We start from the raw sequence: 18,209 nt of genomic DNA, 5'->3' as shown, positions 1-18,209 counted from the left end.
GCAGGTGCAAGGCGCTCTGGCAGCGCCATGCAGCCGTCCGGTGCGGTGTCCTACGACTGCTGCACCGTGGAATCAAATACTGCTCTCGCTCCGTTCTATGCCGACGTTCCTGACGCGGCCCGCGAACCTGCCGTGCGCGATGCGGCCGATCTGCTCGTCGACGCGCTGGCCGCGCTGGGTGTCGAATATGTCTTCGGCGTACCCGGCGGCGCCATCGAACCCCTCTACAACGCGCTGGCGCGCAGCGCCCGCCGCGGCGGCCCGCAGGCCGTCGTGGCCCGCAACGAACAGGGCGCGGCCTATATGGCCGACGGCTATGCCCGCGAGACTGGCCGCATCGGCGTCTGCATCGCCACCTCGGGGCCGGGTGCCACCAACCTGATCACGGGCGTGGCCTGCGCCTATGACAACAACGTGCCCATGCTGGTCATCACCGGCCAGCCGCCGATCAAGAACTTCGGCAAGGGCGCGCTGCAGGAATCGAGCTGCACGGGCATCAACACGATGGCGATGTTCCGCCCCTGCACGCGTTACAACTCCCTGGTTTCGCACGCCGAGCAGCTGCCCACCAAGCTCTTCAACGCGCTGATGCAGGCGCAGCGTGCGCCCAGTGGCCCCAGCCATCTGTCCATCCCGGTGGACATCCTGCGCGAGCCTATTTCCAGCGACATGGAAACCCCAGACTTCGCTGGCTTGCTGCGTCGCGCGCCGGCCATGGTGGACCTGCCCGCCGTGCGCCAGCTCGCGCGCCTGCTGTTCTCGGCCCGCCAACCGGTCTGGCTGATCGGMGATGGTTGTGGCGATGCCGCCAACGAGCTGATGCAGCTGGTGCAGCGCACAGAAGGCAGCTTCATCACGACGCCCGACGGCAAGGGCTTCATCAACCCGCGCCACCCGCGTTTCCGTGGCGTTTTCGGCTTCGGTGGCCACGCCAGCGCTGCCGAGCTGCTGTCGAGCGAGCCCGACCTCGTCATCGCGCTGGGTACGGGCTTTGGCGAGTTCAACAGCGGGGGCTGGTCGGCCGCGCTGCTGAACAGCCGCCTCGTCCACGTCGACGACAGCGACGAGAACCTGATGCGCTCGCAGATGGCGCGGCTGCATGTGCGCGGCCACATCAAGTCGGTCTGCGAGCAGCTGATCGCGCTGCTCAACTCGCCGCAGGACGCGACGCTGCTGCCCTTCCTGCACCCGCAGATGGCGCGCCAGGCCTACGAGGCCATGGTCGACAACCCCGAAGCCATCCACAGCGACAGCGCGCCGGTGAAGCCGCAGCGCCTGCTGGCCACGCTTTCCGAGCGCTGCCCGCCGCAGACGCGCTTCGTGGCTGACGCCGGCAACAGCGCCGCCTGGGCGGTGCACTATCTGGCGCCGCACGACCAGCGCGCCCGCATGCCCGGCGGCGCCTATCTGCCCTCCGGCAAGGAAAGGCGCACCCGCAGCTCCAGCTGGCTGCGCGTGACGATGGACTTCGCCCCCATGGGCTGGGCGATCGGCTCGGCCGTCGGCATCGCGATGGCGAATCGTCGCTGCCCGGTCGTCTGCCTGACCGGCGACGGCAGCTATCTGATGAATGGCCAGGAAATCACGGTGGCCGCCGAGTTGGGCCTGCCGGTGCTTTATGTGGTGCTGAATGACGGTGCGCTCGGCATGGTCAAGCATGGCCAGCGCCTGGCGGGCGCCGAGCCCATCGGCTTCCAGTTGCCCAAGGTCGACTTCGCCATGATGGCCGCGGCCATGGGCATCCCCGGCCATGTGATCCGCTCGCCGCAGGACCTGGACGCGCTGGACTTCGACGCGCTGCTGTCGCGCCAAGGGCCGACGCTGCTGGACATCCGCATCGACGGCGAGGAAGTGCCGCCGATGAACCTGCGCATGAAGACGCTGGGCACGGCGCGATGAGCGCCGCGCCGGGCCGCCCCAAGCAAGCTCGTTCCCGCCTGGCGGGACAGGCCGCAGGCCGAAGGGTGCACCAATGAGTCAGGTCCACACCCGCATCTGGCTGGAGGAGCCCGAGCCCGGCAACGCCTTCGCCACGCGCGCCGCCTACTGCCACGGCTATGACGTCTACGGCGAGATGCTGGGGCAGGCGCGCTGGGTGGAGATGCTTTTCCTGCTGTTCCGCGGCGAAGCGCCGGAGCCGGCACAGGCGGCCTTGCTGGAGGACCTGGCGCTTGCCCTGGCCAACCCCGGGCCGCGCGACCCGTCGGTGCATGCGTCGATGTGCGCCGGCACCGGCGGCTCGACGGCTGCTGCCAGCCTGATGGCCGCGCTGGCGGTAGGCGCCGGCCGGCAGGGCGGCGCTCGCGAGGTCTTCCATGCGATGCAGCTCTGGCAGCGCTGCGGAACCGACCTGGCGCAATGGACGCAGACCCTTGGCCAGACCGAGGCCTCGGTGGCCAGCATCTGGCCCGAATGCGACCACCCGCCCGGCTTCGACGCACATGCCGATTGCATGGCGCCGCTGGCTCGGCACCTGCTTGCGCACCTGGCAAGCAACGCAGCCAGCCAGCGTTGCGCCTGGCTGGTGAAGCAACAGGCCGCACTGGAAGCTGCCGCCGGCGCGCCCTTGGCGATGACGGGCGTTGCCGCCACCGCGCTCGCCGACCTCGGCTTCACGCCGGAGCAGGGCGAGATGCTCTTCCTGCTGCTGCGCCTGCCCGGCGCCGCGGCGCACGCGCTGGAGCAGCGCGGCATCGGTCCCAAGCAGTTCCCCTTTTTCGAGCTGGACCTGTTGAACGATCCCGCCGAACAGGTGGCCGCATGAAGCCTCTGCAGACACGCGCCGGCAAGGCCTTCGTCGGCACGCGCGCCGTCTTCCTCGGGCAAGACCTGCACCAGGATCTGCGCCACGCAGACTGGGTCGAGCTCTACATGCTGTCGATCACCGGCCGGCGTTTCGACGCCGCCGCGCTGAAGCTGCTGCATGCGATGTGGGTCTGCACCAGCTACCCCGACGCGCGCCTGTGGAACAACCGCGTCGCGGCACTGGCGGGCAGCGCGCGCAGCACGCCGGCGCTGGGCATCTCGGCCGCGCTCGGCATGTCGGAGGCGACGGTCTACGGCGGACATCCCTGCGTGCGCGCCATCGACTTCCTGACCGGCGCGCAGCGCCGCGTTGGCGCGGGTGAGTCGCTGGCTGACATCGTTCAGCAGGAGCTGGCTCAGCGCCGCATCTATGGCTACGGCCGGCCGATCCATTCGACCGACGAGCGCCTGCCCTGGTTGCTGGGCATTGCGCGTGAACAAGGGCTGGCCGACGGACCGCACCTGGCCCTGGCGCACGAGGTCGAGCGCCTGCTGGTGGCGCGCGACGCGCGCTTGAAGATGAACTACGCGGCGTTCACCGCCGGGTTGGCCGCAGACCTGGGCCTGTCGGTCACCGAGTTCCACCATTTCCAGGTGCCGATGCTGCTGGCGGGCATGACGCCTTGCTTCATCGAGGCGGCCGAACGACCGGCGGGCGCTCTGTTCCCGCTGTCCTGCGAGCACATCGCCTACGAAGGAACGGCCAAGCGGCCGTGGCCTCAGAAGCGATAACTCGCCTGGGCCGACAGCGAGCGGCCCGCCATCGGCAGGTCGTTGGCGATGCCGGCGCTGGGCAGGCTGGGCTCGCGCACGTCGGCGTCGAAGGCGTTCAGCAGCGCGAAGGACAGCTCCCAGCCCGTCTTGGCGAGCGGCGCCCTCAGGCTCACGTCCAGCGTCGTGTAGCCGCGCAGGTTGGGCCGCGCGTCCCCGAACGCGCGCACGCGGTCGCCCACATGGTTGACCCGCCCGCTGAGCGTGGAGCCGCCCGCGAACGACCAGTCGAGCCGGGCGTTCAGGTGCTGGTGCGGCGCATAGCCGGCGTCGGTGCGGTTGAGCTCGTCGATGGAGCGCTGGTAGGCATAGCTGCCGGCAAAGCGCAGGTCGCGCCGCGCGTCCCACACCCACTCCACTTCGGCGCCGGTGCCATGCTGCGAGCCGGCGTTGCGGAAGGTCGCGCCGGGCACGGGCGCCGGGTTGGGGGTGGTCTTGATGATGTCTCCCATCTCGTAACGGAAGACATTGAAGTTCAGCTGCAGCTCGCGGCTGGCATGCCATTGCAGCGCCGCTTCGACGGTGCGCATGGTTTCGGGCCTGATGGCCGCATTGCCGCTGGCCACCGGGTTGACGCCGTACTGCTCGTTGAGCGATGGCGCCCGGAACGCGCTGCCGTAAAGCAGCTTGGCGGTGAGGTCCAGGCTCGCATCCCACACCAGCGCGACGCGCGGGTTGGTGGTGCGCCCGAAATCGGAATAGCGGTCCTGCCGGACGCCGGCCGTCAATGTCCAGTCGGGCGCGAAGCTCCATTCGTCCTGGACGTAGGCGTAGTCGACGCGGCGCTGGTGCGGCGCCAGGAAGGAGTCGTTCACCGGCGCCTCGATGAGCTGGCCACCTGGCGTGGGCACCGGCACGCCGGTGAGAGGCCCAGAAGTGATGACGTTGAAATTCCTGAACTCCCGGGTGCGGTAGAGATTCAGGTCATCGTGGCCCAGGCCCATGCGCCATTGGTGGCCGGCCCAGCCGCTGTAGCTGACGGCCGCGGAGGCGCGCAGCTGCCGTTCCCAGGTGTTGGGCGAACCGAACACGCCGTTCGGGAACGAGCCGCCAAAAGCGCCGGGCGGGAACAGCTGGACCGGCACCGACAGTTTCTGCGTGTAGTGCAGATAGCTGGCGTTCGCGCTCAGGCGCCAGCCCGGCGCCAGGTCGACGTCGTTGACACCGGTATCCAGGACTTTTCGCTGGGATCCCATCCGCCCCACGGGGTCGAGGGCGCCCGCGATGCCCGCGCCCGTGCCCACGTCGCGGCGGTCCTTGTAGCCGGCATGCAGCCGCCACTTGCCGTAACCCAGCTCCAGGCCACCATCGACGGCGTGATAGGCCGTGTTGACCGGCCCCGGCGCCAAGCTGGCCCGGGTGCCGAAGACAGCGTCCAGGCCGGTCTGCGCGTCCGACTCGACGATGCGTCTGAAGCCGTCGCTGCGCCCCACGCGCAGGAAGGCCGCCAGGTCCAGCGCTCCCAGCTTGCCGCCGTGCTGCAGCCAGGCGTCTGTCGTGTTGAACGAGCCGGCACGCAGGCCCAGTTCGGTGCCCTGGATGTCCTGGCCGCTCTTGGTGATGATGTTGATGACACCCGAGTACGCGTCGGCGCCGTACAGCGCCGAGCCCGGGCCGCGGATGATCTCGATGCGCGCGATGTTCTGCAGCGGCAAGCCGCCCCAGATGATGCCGCGGCTGCCGACATACAGCGTGGTCATGGGCACGCCGTTCTGCAGCATCAGCACCTGCGGATTGAAGTCGCTGGYCACGCCGCGGATCAGGTATTGCGGCGAGTAGGCGCCGTTGGCGCGGCTCACATGCAGGCCCGGCACGGTCTCCAGCACCTCATCCAGGTCGGCGGCGCCCATGGCCGCGATGTCCTGGGCGGTGATGACGGTGGCAACCGCAGGCGCGCGCCGCAAGGTCTGGGCGGTGCCGGTGGCGATGCTGATGGTGGTCTTGTCGCCGTAGATCTGCGCCAGTTCTTCCTCTTCGCTCGGTGCCTGCGCGAAAGCGACCGGCAGCCCTGCCGTCCAGCAGGCGCTACCCAGAATCACCAAACCAAGGAAAGGTCTCATTGCCAGCTTCTCCGACGAGGGCGGTGAATGGGCGCGTATTGTGCTGTCGCCGCGGTGGTGCCAGGAGGCTTGTGGCAGGGGATCGTGGCGCTTCGTGAACTCTGCCCGACAAGCGGCGCCACAGGGCTGTCGGGGCTGGGGGCGTCTGCATAATGCCGCACGCCGCGCCCGGCGTTGCCGTGCCCCTGAAGCCGATTTGATTGCCCCCTGGTTGCCCGCCCCAAGCCACTTGCCGCATCTTGCGGCGACGGGTGCTTGCCGGTGCGGCCATCGCATGGGCCTCGGCGCCCGGCCATGCCGCCGCGCAGACCGACGAAGACGGACTGCCCATCGCCCGCAGCGACCGGCGCTCGGTGAGCATCGCGGCCGGCACGCGCCAGCCGCTGCGGCGGTGGCATCGTCAACGATCTGCCGGTCTACCCGCGGGCCACTCATGTGCAGGCCATGGTCCGGTTCTGAACCCGGCCCCTTTGCATAATGCCGCCCACCCCTCCTGCCCCTCAATGCGCCTCCATCCAACACGCTTTCCTTGACTGAGCCCGTTTGCCCCGTCCAAGCCACGCGCCGCGCCCTGTTGCGACAGGCCTTGGGCGGTGCCATGGCGTTGGCCGGTGGCGGCGGCGCATCCGCGGCCGAGCTCGGGCGGCAACTGGTGGTCGTCTACCCGGAGCTGGGTGACCCCTTCCGCCAGGTCTTCACGAGCATCATCGAAGGCATAGAGGACAAGCTGGGAGGTGCGGTGACGAGCTTTGCGATCGCCAACAACGCCAGCCCGGCGCAGGTCGCCGACGATGTGCGCAAGCGCGACGTCAAGGTGCTGATTGGCCTGGGTCGTGGCGGCATGCGCGTCGCGGCTGCCTTGGCGGATGAGCTGGCGGTGATGGTGGGCTGCGTCGTGTCGGTGCAGGAATCGGAGGCGCGCAGCTTCCCCATCCACACGCTGGCGCCCGACCCGGCGCTGCTGCTGGCGCGGCTCAAGCGCCTGAAGCCGGGCACGCGGCGCGTGCATCTGGTCTACGACCCCAAGCTGAATGCCTGGCTGGTGAAGCTGGCGCGGGAGGCGGCGCGCGCCGAAGGCCTGGAGCTGTTGGCCCAGGAGGCCGCCGACCAGGCCGAGGCCCTGCGCGCCTACTCGCAGCTGCTGGCCTCGGCCGATGCCGCCCGCGACGCCGTCTGGCTGCCGCAGGACCCGACGACGGTGGACGACAACGTCGTGCTCACGCTGGTGCTGAAGGAGGGCTGGAACCGCAACATCGCCGTGTTCTCCAGCCACCTGGCCCATGTGAAGCGCGGTGCGCTGTTTTCCCTCTACCCGGACAACCACGAACTTGGGCGCTCGCTGGCCGTGTCGGCGCAGCGCCTGGCCGCCAGCCCCAAGACGGGCGTGGCCGGCGTGCTGCCGTTGCGCCAGGCGCGGGCCGCCATCAACATCCGTACCGCCGCGCACCTGGGGCTTGACGTCGCCTCGGTGCAGTCGGGATTCGATCTGGTCTACCCCACCAGCTGAGGCCCAGCTTGACGCCACCCCTTCCACTGGACAGCCAGCCACCCGCCATCCTCCGGGATGAGCGCGTGCCCCTGGCCCCGCCGCCGCAGCGCCCCTGGCCGCTGCGCGTCTACGCACGCTGGCTCAGGGAAACCTCCTTTCGCCGCCATCTGACCGTGGCCGTCGCGCTGGGCACCCTCTGCCTGGCCCTGCTGATGGCCGCCGTCAACGCCTGGCAGGGCGGCCGCCAGGTGCGGGCCATGCTGATGGAGCAGGGGGGGCGCGTCGCGGCCAACCTGGCATCCAACAGCTCGCTGGCCCTGCTCTATGCCGCAGCCGACAACGCGGAGGAGGCTGTGCGCGCATCGCTGGCCTTCCCGGATGTGATGGGCATCGAGATCCGCGACACCAAGGGCCGGCTGCTGCTGGCGCTCGGCCCCGAACGGGACCGCCTGCCCACGGCGACGTCGCCGGCAACGCCTGACCCCGCGGCCAGCGAGCCCTGGCTCGATCAGGAGACCGAGGACAGCTGGGCCTTCGCCGCGCCGGTCTGGACCCGCCCCGAGGCCTCCCCCTTTGACGTGACCCTGCGCCCGGCCCAGTTGCTGGGCCATGTGCGCATCGTGCTGAGCAAGGCGACGCTGCACCGCACCCAGGCCTCGCTCTTCCTCGCCAACTTCGGCGTGGCCGTGCTGTTCGCGACGGTCTTCCTGCTGGCGGTGCGCTTCCTGATCCTGCGGCTCACGCGGCCGCTGGGTGCCTTGTCCCAGGCCATGGAGAGGGTGGAGCTTGGCGACAGCGACGCCCGCGCGCCGGCGGGCGGCCCGCGCGACATCGCGGCGATGGCCGAGACCTTCAACCGCATGATCACGGCGCTGCAGGAACGCGAGACCGAACTCGGCGCCCACCGCGACCACCTCGAGGATCTGGTGCGCGAGCGCACGCTGGAACTCAGCGACGCCAAGGAGCGCGCCGAGATCGCCAGCCGCGCCAAGAGCCAGTTCCTGGCGCGCATGAGCCATGAGCTGCGCACGCCGCTGAACGCCGTCATGGGCTATGCGCAGATCCTGAAGATGGACAACGGCCTGACGCCCAAACAGCGCAATGGCCTGGACATCATCCACAGCAGCGGCCAGCACCTGCTGACGCTGATCGTCGACATCCTGGACCTGTCGCGCATCGAGGCCGGCAAGGCTGAGCTGCGCATCGGCCCCGTCGAGCTCGTCCCGCGCCTGCAGGCCGTCGTCGACATCGTGCGCGTGATGGCCGAGGACAAGCACATCACGCTGGATCTCCAGCACGACGCCAATCTGCCGGCCGTCGTGCTGGCCGACGAGAAGCGGCTCAACCAGATCCTGTTGAACCTGCTGGGCAATGCGGTCAAGTTCACCCACGTGGGGGGCGTGCTGCTGATGGTGCGTGCACTGCCACCGTTGGCCGACACGGAGCCGGGCCATGTGCGACTGTGCTTCGAAGTGCAGGACACCGGCGTCGGCATCGCCGAAGACCAGGCCGCACGCCTGTTCGAGCCCTTCGAGCAGGCCGGCAGTGCCGAGCAGCGCGTCGGCGGCACCGGTCTGGGCCTGGCCATCAGCCGCCAGCTGGTGCGCATGATGGGCGGCGAGATCCAGCTGGAGAGTCGGCTGGCCCAGGGCAGCCGGTTCTGGTTCGAGATCAGCGTGCCCGTGCAGGTTTGAGCGCTTTCGCGCCGACGTAGTCCGCCAGGTGCTCGCCGGTCAGCGTCGACCGCGCTTTGATGAGCGCCGCTGGCGTCCCTTCAAAGACGACCTTGCCGCCGTCATGCCCGGCGCCCGGCCCCAGGTCGATGATCCAGTCGGCATGCGCCATGACGGCCTGGTGGTGCTCGATGACGATGACGGACTTGCCGGCGTCCACGAGCCGGTCCAGCAGGCCGAGCAGTTGCGCCACATCGGCCAGATGCAGGCCGGCGGTAGGCTCGTCCAGGACATAGACGTCGCCCTTTTCTGCCATCTGCGTGGCGAGCTTGAGGCGCTGGCGTTCGCCGCCCGACAGGGTGGTCAGCGGCTGGCCGAGGCTGAGATAGCCCAGGCCGACGTCTGACAGCCTTTCCAGAATCGCATGCGCAGCGGGCGTGAGCTTGGCGAAGAACGCCGCCGCCTCGGCCACCGACATGGCCAGCACCTCGCTGATGTCCTTGCCACCCAGCTTGTACTCGAGCACCGCGTTCTGGAAGCGCTTGCCGCCGCAGTCCTCGCAAACGGTCGACACCGTGGCCATGGGCCCCAGGTCCGTGAAGATCAGGCCATTGCCGTTGCAGGTCGGGCAGGCGCCCTCGGAGTTGGCGCTGAACAGCGCGGGCTTGACGCCATTGGCCTTGGCGAAGGCGCTGCGGATGGGGTCGAGCAGGCCGGTGTAGGTGGCCGGGTTGCTGCGCCGCGAGCCGCGGATGGCGGCCTGGTCGATGGCGACGACGCCGTCCAGCTTGGACACCGAGCCATGGATCAGCGAGCTCTTGCCCGAGCCGGCCACGCCGGTGACGACGCAGAGCACGCCCAGCGGAATGTCGACATTGACCTTCTGCAGGTTGTGCGTGATGGCGCCGCGAATCTTCAGCGCGCCAGCGGGCTTTCGCAGCTTGTCTTTCAACGCTGCGCGGTCGTCCAGATGCCGGCCGGTCAGCGTGCCGCTCTTGCGCAGGCCGGCGACCGAGCCCTCAAAGACCACCTCTCCACCCGCCGCACCGGCGCCGGGCCCGAGGTCGACGACATGGTCGGCAATCGCGATGACCTCGGGCTTGTGCTCGACGACGAGGACGGTGTTGCCCTTGTCGCGCAGGCGCCGCAGCAGGCCGTTCATGCGCTGGATGTCGTGCGGGTGCAGGCCGGTGGTGGGCTCGTCGAAGACATAGCTGACGTCGGTCAGCGACGAGCCGAGGTGGCGGATCATCTTCACCCGCTGGGCCTCGCCGCCCGACAGTGTGCCGGTCGGCCGGTCCAGCGACAGATAGCCCAGGCCGATCTCGCCGAAGGCGTCGAGCAGATGGCCCAGTGCCTTCAGCAGCGGCGCGACTTCGGCGCCCTTCAGCCCTCGCACCCAGTCGGCCAGGTCGCTGATCTGCATGGCGCAGGCGTCGGCGATGCTGTGCTTGCCGATCTTGCAGGACCGTGCCGCCTCGCTGAGCCGCGTGCCGTGGCATTCGGGGCAGGTCTGGAAGGTGATGACGCGGTCGACGAAGGCGCGGATATGCGGCTGCAGTGCGTCGACGTCCTTGGACAAAAACGACTTCTGGATCGACGGGATCAGGCCGGCATAGGTCAGGTTGATGCCGTCGACCTTGATCTTGGTCGCTTCCTTGTGCAGCAGGTCGTGCAGCTCGCGCTTGGTGAACTTGGCGATGGGCTTGTCGGGGTCGAAGAAGCCACAGCCGCGGAAGATGCGGCCATACCAGCCTTCCATGCTGTAGCCGGGGATGTTGATGGCGCCGCCGTTGAGGGACTTGCTGGCATCAAACAGCTGGTCGAGGTCGAAGTCCGACACCGAGCCCATGCCTTCGCAGCGCGGGCACATGCCGCCGGTGCGCGAGAAGGTCTGCTTGACGGCCTTGCTGGCGCCGCCCTTGTCGACGGTGATGACGCCGGTGGCCTGCACCGACGGCACATTGAAGGCGAAGGCGCTGGGCGGGCCGATGTGGGGCTTGCCGACGCGGCTGAACAGGATGCGCAGCATGGCGTTGGCGTCGGTCGCCGTGCCGACCGTGGAGCGGGCGTTGGCGCCCATGCGCTCCTGGTCGACGATGATGGCCGTGGTGATGCCCTCCAGCACGTCCACCTCGGGCCGCGCCAGTGTCGGCATGAAGCCCTGCACGAAGGCGCTGTAGGTCTCGTTGATGAGGCGCTGCGACTCCGCCGCGATGGTGCCGAAGACGAGAGAGCTCTTGCCCGAGCCCGACACGCCGGTGAACACCGTCAGCCGCCGCTTGGGGATGTCGACGCTGACATCCTTGAGGTTGTTCTCGCGCGCGCCCTGGACGCGGATGCGGTCGTGGTTGTCAGCGCCTCCCATGCTCAGCGACGCTCTTGAATGCGGAGCAGATTGCCTGCGGGGTCGCGCACCGCGCAGTCACGCACGCCATAGGGCTGCATCGTCGGCTCCTCGACGATCTCGGCGTCCTCGGCCTGCAGTTTGGCGAAGGTCTTGTCCAGGTCGGCGGTGGCCAGGATCAGCATGCCGAAGGTGCCCTTGGCCATCATCTCGTTGATGGTGCGGCGCTCGTCCTCGGTGATGCCGGGCGTGACGGCCGGCGGGTGCAGCACGATGGAGGTGTTGGGCTGGCCGGCCGGGCCGACCGTGATCCAGCGCAGGCCGTTGTAGCCGACGTCGTTGCGCACCTCGAAACCGAGGGTGTCGCGGTAGAAGGCCAGCGACGCTTCCGGGTCGGATTGGGGCAGGAAGCTGGAGTGAATGCTGATGTCCATTTGGGGATCTCCGTGAGAGTGGTTAGGGCACGGAAAGAAGTCTAGGTTTCGCTCTCCTGCGGCGCTTCTCGATTCCTGATCGGTTTGGTCACCTGGCGTGCGACGCAGGCCGGCATGCCTTGCGTGGCCAGGGCCTGGTCGCGCTTGTAGGCGCTCGGCGATTGGCCCACCAGCTCGCTGAAGCGGGTGCTGAAGGTGCCCAGCGACGAACAGCCCACGGTGAAGCAGGCCTCGGTGACGCTCACGTCGCCACGCCGCAGCAGGGCCATCGCGCGCTCGATGCGCCGCGTCATCAGATAGCTGTAGACCGACTCGCCATAGGCAATGCGGAACTGCCGGCTCAGGTGGCCGCCCGACATGTGCACGCCGTGGGCCAGGGCCTCGACGTCCAGGGGTTGGGCGTACTCGCGGTCGATGCGGTCGCGCACGCGGCGCAGGCGCGCGAGGTCGCGCAGATGGAGTTCGGAGCCGGGCTGGATCGTCATGCCGGCATGCTGCCAGCTTCAACGGCTCGCGGCGAGCGGGCCAGCCGGTCGCGCAGCTGCAGGCCGGGCTTCTCGACCAGGTAGTGCAGGGCGGCGCCCACGGCCAGGATGACGACGGCATAGACCGGGAACAAGGCCAGCCCCTGCAGCGGCAACGCGGGTGCGATCCAGGTCTGGACGGCGTGCATCGCGAGCTTGTGGCTGAGATACAGGCTGTAGGAGACAGCGGCCAGCCAGCCGGCGCCGGGCACGGCCCAGCGGCCCAGCCAGCCCTGCCGCGAGGTGGCGGCCAGCACCAGCAGGCCGAAGCCCCAGGACAGCAGCGGCCAGCCGATGGCGTTGGCGATGAGGCCGGTGCGCTCCCGGAACAGCGCGAAGGCGAGGGCGGCGGTGGCCAGGCCGGCGACCGTCAGCAACGTCGAGCGCGCCTGCAACCTGGCCCACCACTGCGGACGGTAGACATGGATGGTCGCCAGCATGACGCCCACCAGCAGGCCGTCCAGGCGCATCCAGGTCGGGTAGTAGATGTCCTCGATGAACCAGTTGCGCTGCGGCTGGAGGGCGTCGTTGTGCAGCCAGACGCCGGCGCGCAACGCGATGCCGCCGAGCACCAGCAGGGCGCACAAGCCGATGAAGCGTGGCGCCGAGGGCCGGCGCGTGAACCACCAGGCGAGCAGCGGGAAGCACAGATAGAAATGCTCTTCCACGCACAGCGACCAGGCGTGCGAGAAGGCCTGGTTGTGGCCGTAGTCGATCAGCAGGTTCAGCGTGAAGCTGGCGAACTGCCACCAGGCTTCCAGATTCGGCTCTTCGCGCAGCACGGGGAAGGCGACATAGACGGCCAGCACGACGGCGAAGGCCGGCAGGATGCGCCAGGCCCTGCGCCAGTAGAAATCGCTCAGGCGCAGGGCCTCGCCACGCTGCAGCGTGCGCAGCAGCTGCGAGCCGATCAGGAAACCGCTGAGCACGAAGAAGATGTCCACGCCGGCCCAGCCGAAGCGGGTCAGCCAGGTCCAGTCCGGCCCCAGGCCGCCGATGAGGAAGGTGTGGAAAAACATCACCCAGACGATGGCGATGCTGCGCAGGAGGTCGAGGCCGGGAAGGCGGTGCATTGGGGAGCGTGTGCGGCGAAGGGGCGAGAGCGTAGCGCCAGCCCGCGCGGGTGTCGTTCGTCAGTGCAGTCAACGTGTCAGCGTGACTTCGCCGCAGTCCTGGTCCAGGCCCTGGTGCCGGGCACGCGGCCGCGGGGGTGTGCCGCGGCTCATCACGTCATGCCAATGCCAGCTGGCCTTCAGGCGCAGCACGCCGGTGGGCGGTAGTGCGAAGGCGTCGTTCAGCGTCAGCTCAGCGCTCAGGCTCTGGCCGGCGGGCAGGTGCAGATAGTCCTCGGCCGAAGGATCGCCGCGCTTGCGCATCGCACCCTGGAAGGCCAGTTCGCCCTGCGCCGTGCTGGCCTTGACGAAGGGGCCGAACCAGGCGCCCTCGAAGGGGCTGCCCCAGCGCAGCAGGTGCAGGCTGCGCTTGCCGGTGTTGCTCAGCTTGAACTGCAGCGCCACCTGCCCGTCGGGCTTGGCGGTGGCCTGGAACTGGCAGCTCAGCTCGGTGGATGGGATGGGGGCGGCCATGGTCAGGGGGCTGGTGGCGAACAGCGCAAAGGCTGCGGCGAGCAGGTGAGGGCGCATCATGGCCGGCAGCCTAGCCGAGGCGCGAGCCCTCGGCAGCCCCCCAAAAAAAAGGGCGCCGCCCGAGGGCGGCGCCAACACGAGGGAACTCCTGTCCACCGCCTGGCCTGACGGTGGTTGTCGATCCGGACTCAGTTCTGGAAGGGCGTGTTCTCGGCGAAGTACTCGTGGTTGTCCGAGTTGTCCAGGGCCTTGGTCGGGTTGGACTTGGCCAGGCTCTTGGCCGCGCTCTGGCCATAGGCCCAGTCGTCGGTGCCGGCGATGACGTTGAAATGCATCATCTCGTGCACCAGCGTGCCGCCCTTGCTGTCCGTACCCGTCATCGGCGCGCTCCAGAAGGCGCCGCAGACGTAGATCTTGTACGGCTGGGTCGGGTAGACATAGGCATAGGTGCCGCTGTCCTTGCAACTGCAGTCCAGCGTCAGCGCGGCGCCCTGGAAGGCGTTGCGGGCCTTGGTGTAGTGGTCCCGGGCCGTGGCCCAACGCGAGGACGTGTAGGCGCCGAACCAGGTCGTGTAGCGCGCCGTGCCCGACGGCGTGCCGTTGAGGTAGGTGGTCGAGCTGGCCGCGTAGTTGGTGGCCGCCGTGACGGCCGAGGCCAGCGAGGACTTCTGGCTGCTGGTGCAGGAGCCGGTGTAGGAGATGCTGGCCGCCAAGGCCGTAGCATCGGTGCGCGCCGTGGTGGCCACGTCCCCACCATCGGCGCTGGCGGCATCGAGCTTCTCGTTGCGGCCTTGCGTCCACAGATAGGTGGCGGCGGCGCTGTGCAGGGACTGGGCGCCCGAGCCATGGGTGCCGCGGTCGCTGTGGAACTCGATCGCGTAGCGGCCGTTCTTGCTGAAGTCATAGTGGCCGGTCAGTTCCACCTCGTAGTTCAGCGTCGCGCCGGCGGCGATCTCGACATAGTCCTTGGCCTGGGGCGCGGCGCGCTTGATGACGGCGCCGGTGTAGCGCACCGGCCGGTCGTCGCGGGTCACGGTGAACAGCGCGCCGCTCATGGAGTCGCTGGGCAGCTGCCAGCGCAGCACTTGCACCGCGCTGCGGCAGCGGTTGGTCACGGCGACGCCCACGTGGACGTCCACGTCGCCGTTGACGACGGGATTGGCGCTGCTCAGGCGCACATCCAGGCATTCGGTGCCGGCGGCATAGCTGGCGCTCGTGGCGACAACGGCAAAGGCGGCGGCGGTCAACTTGAACCAGGTCTTCATGCAAGCTCCTGTCGGCCCCGATGGGGGCACTGGGTTGAAGAAGTCGCGGATTCTGGTGAGCTGCGCAGCCGGCGCGTCCTGGGACAAGCCTGTCCCTGAAACCTGCTGCGTAGTTGTCTAGACAGGGCGAACCATGAAAAAAAGGAGCCAGCGCTCGCGAAAGCGCTGGCTCCCCAGGCTTGGGGCCTTGACCGTGGCGTCAGGCGGCGAGCAATTGCCTGAGGACCTCGCCGCGCGGTCGCGCGGCGATTGACATGACAGCAGGTTTGCCTGCGTCCTCAGGCAGCGAGCAGCTGTCTGAGGACAAAAGGCAGGATGCCGCCGTGGAAGTAGTAGTCGACCTCGATGGCGGTGTCGATGCGCAGGGTCAGCACGACGGACTGCGTGCTGCCGTCCGGGCGGGTGATCGTCATGACCGCGTCGCCTTGAGGTTTGATCTCGTTGGCCAACGTGATGTCTATCGTCTCGGCGCCGGTCAGGCCCAGTGACTCCCAGCTCGCGCCGGTCTTGAACTGCAGCGGCAGCACGCCCATGCCGATCAGGTTGCTGCGGTGGATGCGCTCGAAGCTCTTGGCAATGACGGCCTTGATGCCCAGCAGCTGGGTGCCCTTGGCGGCCCAATCCCGACTCGATCCGGTGCCGTACTCCTCGCCGGCAAAGATGACGGTGGGCGTGCCCTCCTGGATATAGGCCATCGCGGCGTCGTAGATGGTGGTCTGCAGGCCGTCCTTGAGCGTGTAGCCGCCTTCCTCGCGCGAGCCGTCGGGCCGCGCCGGCAGCATCAGGTTCTTCACGCGCACATTGGCGAAGGTGCCGCGCATCATCACGTCGTGGTTGCCACGGCGGGCGCCGTAGGAATTGAAGTCGGCCTTGAGCACGCCGTTCTCGGTCAGGAACTTGCCGGCCGGCGTGGTTTCCTTGAACGAGCCCGCGGGGCTGATGTGGTCGGTGGTGATGGAGTCGCCGAACAGCGCCATGACCTTGGCGCCCTTGACGCCCGACACCAGCGCCGGCGGCACCATCGTGAAGCCCTCGAAGAAGGGCGGCTGGGCGATATAGGTGCTCTTGGGCCAGTTGTAGACCTGGCCCTTGACGCCCTTGATCGCGTCCCAGAGCTTGCCGGGCTGCTTGGCGACCTTGTCGTAGTTCTCCTTGAAGGCCTTGGCGTTCATCGCGAACTTCATCAGCGCATAGATCTCGTCGCTGCTGGGCCAGATGTCGCCGAGATAGACCGGCTTGCCCTTTTTGTCGTAGCCGACAGGCTCGGTCATCAGGTCTCGCCTGACGTTGCCGGCGATGGCATAGGCGACGACCAGCGGCGGGCTGGCCAGGAAGTTGGCCTTCAGGTTGGGGTGGATGCGGGCCTCGAAGTTGCGATTGCCCGACAGCACGGCGGCGCAGACGAGGTCGTTGTCCTGGATGAGCTTGTTCAGCTCCGGCGTCAGGTCGCCGGCATTGCCGATGCAGGTCGTGCAGCCATAGGCCGCGACGTTGAAGCCCAGCTTCTCCAGATAGGGCAGCAGCCCCGCCTTCTCCAGGTATTCGGTGACGATGCGCGAACCCGGGGCCAGCGAGGTCTTGATATGAGGCGCGACCGTGAGGCCGGCTTCCACCGCCTTCTTGGCCAAGAGACCTGCGGCCAGCAGCACGCCGGGGTTGCTGGTGTTGGTGCAGGAGGTGATGGCGGCGATCAGCACGTCACCGTTCTTCACCGGGATGCCCGACTCGGTGACGAAAGGCTGGGCCAGCTTTTCGGCCGGCTGGTTGAAGCCGTTCTCGGCGATGGGCTTGCTGAAGAGTTCGCCGAAGGTGCTGGACAGGTTGGTGATCTCGATGCGGTCCTGCGGACGCTTCGGCCCGGCCAGGCTGGGCGCGACGGTGCCGAGGTCCAGCGACACGACCGAGGTGAAGTCGATGTCGCCGGCCTTGGGCACGCCGAACATGCCCTGCGCCTTCCAGTAGGCCTCGAAGGCCTCGATCTCGGCGTTGGTCCGGCCTGTGCCCTTGAAGTAGTCGACGGTCTTCTCGTCAACCGGGAAGAAGCCCATGGTGGCGCCGTATTCGGGCGCCATGTTGGCAATCGTGGCGCGGTCGGGCAGGGCCAGGGTGCGGGTGCCTTCGCCGAAGAACTCGACGAACTTGCCGACAACCTTGTGCTTGCGCAGGATCTCGGTGACGGTCAGCACCAGGTCGGTGGCCGTCACGCCTTCGCGCAACTTGCCGGTCAGCTCGAAGCCGACGACGTCGGGGGTCAGGAAATAGACCGGCTGGCCCAGCATGCCGGCCTCGGCCTCGATGCCGCCCACGCCCCAGCCGACGACGCCGATGCCATTGATCATGGTCGTGTGGCTGTCGGTGCCGACCAGGCTGTCGGGGTAGTAGACGCCGTCCTTGCCCTTGTGCACGCCGCGGGCCAGGTACTCGAGGTTGACCTGGTGGACGATGCCGAAGCCCGGCGGCACGACGCCGAAGGTGTCGAAGGCCTGCATGCCCCATTTCATGAACTCGTAGCGCTCGCGGTTGCGCTCGAACTCCAGCTTCATGTTCAGGTCCAGCGACTTCTTGGTGCCGTAGTAGTCGATCATGACGCTGTGGTCGACGACCAGGTCCACCGGCACCAGCGGCTCGATGGCCTTGGGGTTCTTGCCCATCGCGGCCGCCACGTTGCGCATGGCGGCGAGATCGGCCAGCAGCGGCACGCCGGTGAAGTCCTGCAGCACGACGCGGGCGACGACGAAGGGAATCTCGTCAACGCGGGCGGCGTTGGGCTTCCAGTTGGCGAGCTGCTCGACGTGCTCGGCCGTCACCTTCTTGCCGTCGCAGTTGCGCAGCACGCTTTCGAGCACGATGCGCATGGAGATGGGCATGCGCGACACGTTCGGGAAGGTCTCGGCCAGCTTGGGTAGGGAGAACAGCTGGCCAGACTTGCCGGTGGCAAGCTTGAACTGGGTCTGGGTGTCGGCAAACGCGTGAGCCGCGGGTTTCGGCATGGTTACTCCTATAGGATGACTGGGGTCTATTGGCCTGTGAGTCGTCCCCGCGTGAGGTCCCGCTCAGGGCCAAATCTAGGCGCAAGGCGCAGTCGGGTTGGTGACCCGGCGAGCACTTGCAACAACGAGTTGGCCCTGAGCGGGACCTCACCCTTCGGGCTGGGGTGGCCAAGGGCGCAGCGCGTTGTTGCAGCCCTTGCCCAGGCGGCCAGCCTGAGCGGCGGACTGCGCCTAGCTCTGCACCCTTGGCCACCCCAGCGCGGGG

At 68.4% G+C, this 18,209-nt stretch carries 13 protein-coding genes; 5 read left to right on the top strand and 8 right to left on the bottom strand.

Features of this window, described 5'->3' with window-relative positions; all coding sequences use genetic code 11:
- Positions 1 to 66 precede the first annotated feature (66 nt).
- From AC1DW3_RS19065 to AC1DW3_RS19055, 3 genes are all read left to right on the top strand, one after another.
- Positions 67 to 1,899, top strand: a complete 1,833-nt coding sequence (locus tag AC1DW3_RS19065; protein ID WP_477933785.1) for a thiamine pyrophosphate-binding protein — start codon at positions 67 to 69, stop codon at positions 1,897 to 1,899.
- 73 nt (positions 1,900 to 1,972) lie between these two features.
- Entirely contained in the window at positions 1,973 to 2,764 is a 792-nt protein-coding gene (locus tag AC1DW3_RS19060; RefSeq protein WP_477933783.1) for a citrate synthase family protein, read from the top strand.
- Positions 2,761 to 3,537 carry a citrate/2-methylcitrate synthase gene (locus AC1DW3_RS19055; protein ID WP_477933781.1) on the top strand — a complete coding sequence of 259 codons (777 nt, stop codon included), beginning with the start codon at positions 2,761 to 2,763 and terminating at the stop codon, positions 3,535 to 3,537. The genes AC1DW3_RS19060 and AC1DW3_RS19055 overlap by 4 nt, the downstream gene beginning before the upstream one ends.
- Here AC1DW3_RS19055 and AC1DW3_RS19050 read toward each other — a convergent pair.
- Complete coding sequence (locus tag AC1DW3_RS19050; protein WP_477933779.1) at positions 3,525 to 5,636, bottom strand: TonB-dependent receptor plug domain-containing protein; 2,112 nt, start codon at positions 5,634 to 5,636, stop codon at positions 3,525 to 3,527. The genes AC1DW3_RS19055 and AC1DW3_RS19050 overlap by 13 nt on opposite strands.
- Before the next feature lie 529 nt (positions 5,637 to 6,165).
- Here AC1DW3_RS19050 and AC1DW3_RS19045 point away from each other — a divergent pair.
- Together AC1DW3_RS19045 and AC1DW3_RS19040 are read left to right on the top strand one after the other, a co-directional pair.
- Complete coding sequence (locus tag AC1DW3_RS19045) at positions 6,166 to 7,143, top strand: ABC transporter substrate binding protein (protein WP_477933777.1); 978 nt, start codon at positions 6,166 to 6,168, stop codon at positions 7,141 to 7,143.
- Between the two features lie 8 nt (positions 7,144 to 7,151).
- Positions 7,152 to 8,819: an ATP-binding protein gene (locus tag AC1DW3_RS19040; protein WP_477933775.1), complete on the top strand. Its 1,668-nt coding sequence runs from the start codon at positions 7,152 to 7,154 to the stop codon at positions 8,817 to 8,819.
- On the opposite strand, the gene AC1DW3_RS19035 is transcribed toward AC1DW3_RS19040, so the two are convergent.
- The 7 genes from AC1DW3_RS19035 to acnA all read right to left on the bottom strand — a co-directional run bounded on the left by AC1DW3_RS19035 (position 8,797) and on the right by acnA (position 17,944).
- A complete protein-coding gene (locus AC1DW3_RS19035; RefSeq protein WP_477933774.1) occupies positions 8,797 to 11,166 on the bottom strand; it encodes an ATP-binding cassette domain-containing protein in 2,370 nt (789 codons plus the stop codon). The genes AC1DW3_RS19040 and AC1DW3_RS19035 overlap by 23 nt on opposite strands.
- A 2-nt stretch (positions 11,167 to 11,168) precedes the next feature.
- Positions 11,169 to 11,579 (bottom strand): VOC family protein, encoded by a 411-nt coding sequence (locus tag AC1DW3_RS19030; protein WP_477933772.1) that lies wholly within the window; start codon positions 11,577 to 11,579, stop codon positions 11,169 to 11,171.
- Between the two features lie 41 nt (positions 11,580 to 11,620).
- The gene (locus AC1DW3_RS19025; protein ID WP_477933770.1) at positions 11,621 to 12,064 is read right to left on the bottom strand and encodes a helix-turn-helix transcriptional regulator; all 444 of its coding nucleotides are present in this window, start codon (positions 12,062 to 12,064) and stop codon (positions 11,621 to 11,623) included.
- On the bottom strand, positions 12,061 to 13,176 hold the full coding sequence (locus AC1DW3_RS19020) for an acyltransferase family protein (protein WP_477933768.1): 1,116 nt from the start codon (positions 13,174 to 13,176) through the stop codon (positions 12,061 to 12,063). The genes AC1DW3_RS19025 and AC1DW3_RS19020 overlap by 4 nt, the downstream gene beginning before the upstream one ends.
- 69 nt (positions 13,177 to 13,245) lie before the next feature.
- A complete protein-coding gene (locus AC1DW3_RS19015) occupies positions 13,246 to 13,749 on the bottom strand; it encodes a hypothetical protein (RefSeq protein WP_477933766.1) in 504 nt (167 codons plus the stop codon).
- 128 nt (positions 13,750 to 13,877) lie between these two features.
- Complete coding sequence (locus AC1DW3_RS19010) at positions 13,878 to 14,954, bottom strand: M35 family metalloendopeptidase (protein ID WP_477933764.1); 1,077 nt, start codon at positions 14,952 to 14,954, stop codon at positions 13,878 to 13,880.
- A gap of 278 nt (positions 14,955 to 15,232) precedes the next feature.
- Positions 15,233 to 17,944, bottom strand: coding sequence for an aconitate hydratase AcnA (gene acnA, locus AC1DW3_RS19005; protein WP_477933762.1), 2,712 nt, complete (start codon positions 17,942 to 17,944; stop codon positions 15,233 to 15,235).
- Positions 17,945 to 18,209 lie beyond the last annotated feature (265 nt).

Source organism: Roseateles sp. P2_H4, assembly GCF_056403315.1.
The sequence above is the reverse complement of the archived record's forward strand: the minus strand, read 5'-3'. Positions and strand labels throughout refer to the sequence as shown.

What these genes read in the sequence shown, in the direction of transcription:
- AC1DW3_RS19060 (WP_477933783.1), top strand. Translation starts at nt 1,973, where the DNA reads ATGAGTCAGGTCCACACCCGCATCTGGCTGGAGGAGCCCGAGCCCGGC.
- AC1DW3_RS19055 (WP_477933781.1), top strand. Translation starts at nt 2,761, where the DNA reads ATGAAGCCTCTGCAGACACGCGCCGGCAAGGCCTTCGTCGGCACGCGC.
- AC1DW3_RS19035 (WP_477933774.1), bottom strand. Translation starts at nt 11,166, where the DNA reads ATGGGAGGCGCTGACAACCACGACCGCATCCGCGTCCAGGGCGCGCGC.
- AC1DW3_RS19030 (WP_477933772.1), bottom strand. Translation starts at nt 11,579, where the DNA reads ATGGACATCAGCATTCACTCCAGCTTCCTGCCCCAATCCGACCCGGAA.
- AC1DW3_RS19025 (WP_477933770.1), bottom strand. Translation starts at nt 12,064, where the DNA reads ATGACGATCCAGCCCGGCTCCGAACTCCATCTGCGCGACCTCGCGCGC.
- AC1DW3_RS19020 (WP_477933768.1), bottom strand. Translation starts at nt 13,176, where the DNA reads ATGCACCGCCTTCCCGGCCTCGACCTCCTGCGCAGCATCGCCATCGTC.
- AC1DW3_RS19015 (WP_477933766.1), bottom strand. Translation starts at nt 13,749, where the DNA reads ATGATGCGCCCTCACCTGCTCGCCGCAGCCTTTGCGCTGTTCGCCACC.
- AC1DW3_RS19010 (WP_477933764.1), bottom strand. Translation starts at nt 14,954, where the DNA reads ATGAAGACCTGGTTCAAGTTGACCGCCGCCGCCTTTGCCGTTGTCGCC.
- acnA (WP_477933762.1), bottom strand. Translation starts at nt 17,944, where the DNA reads ATGCCGAAACCCGCGGCTCACGCGTTTGCCGACACCCAGACCCAGTTC.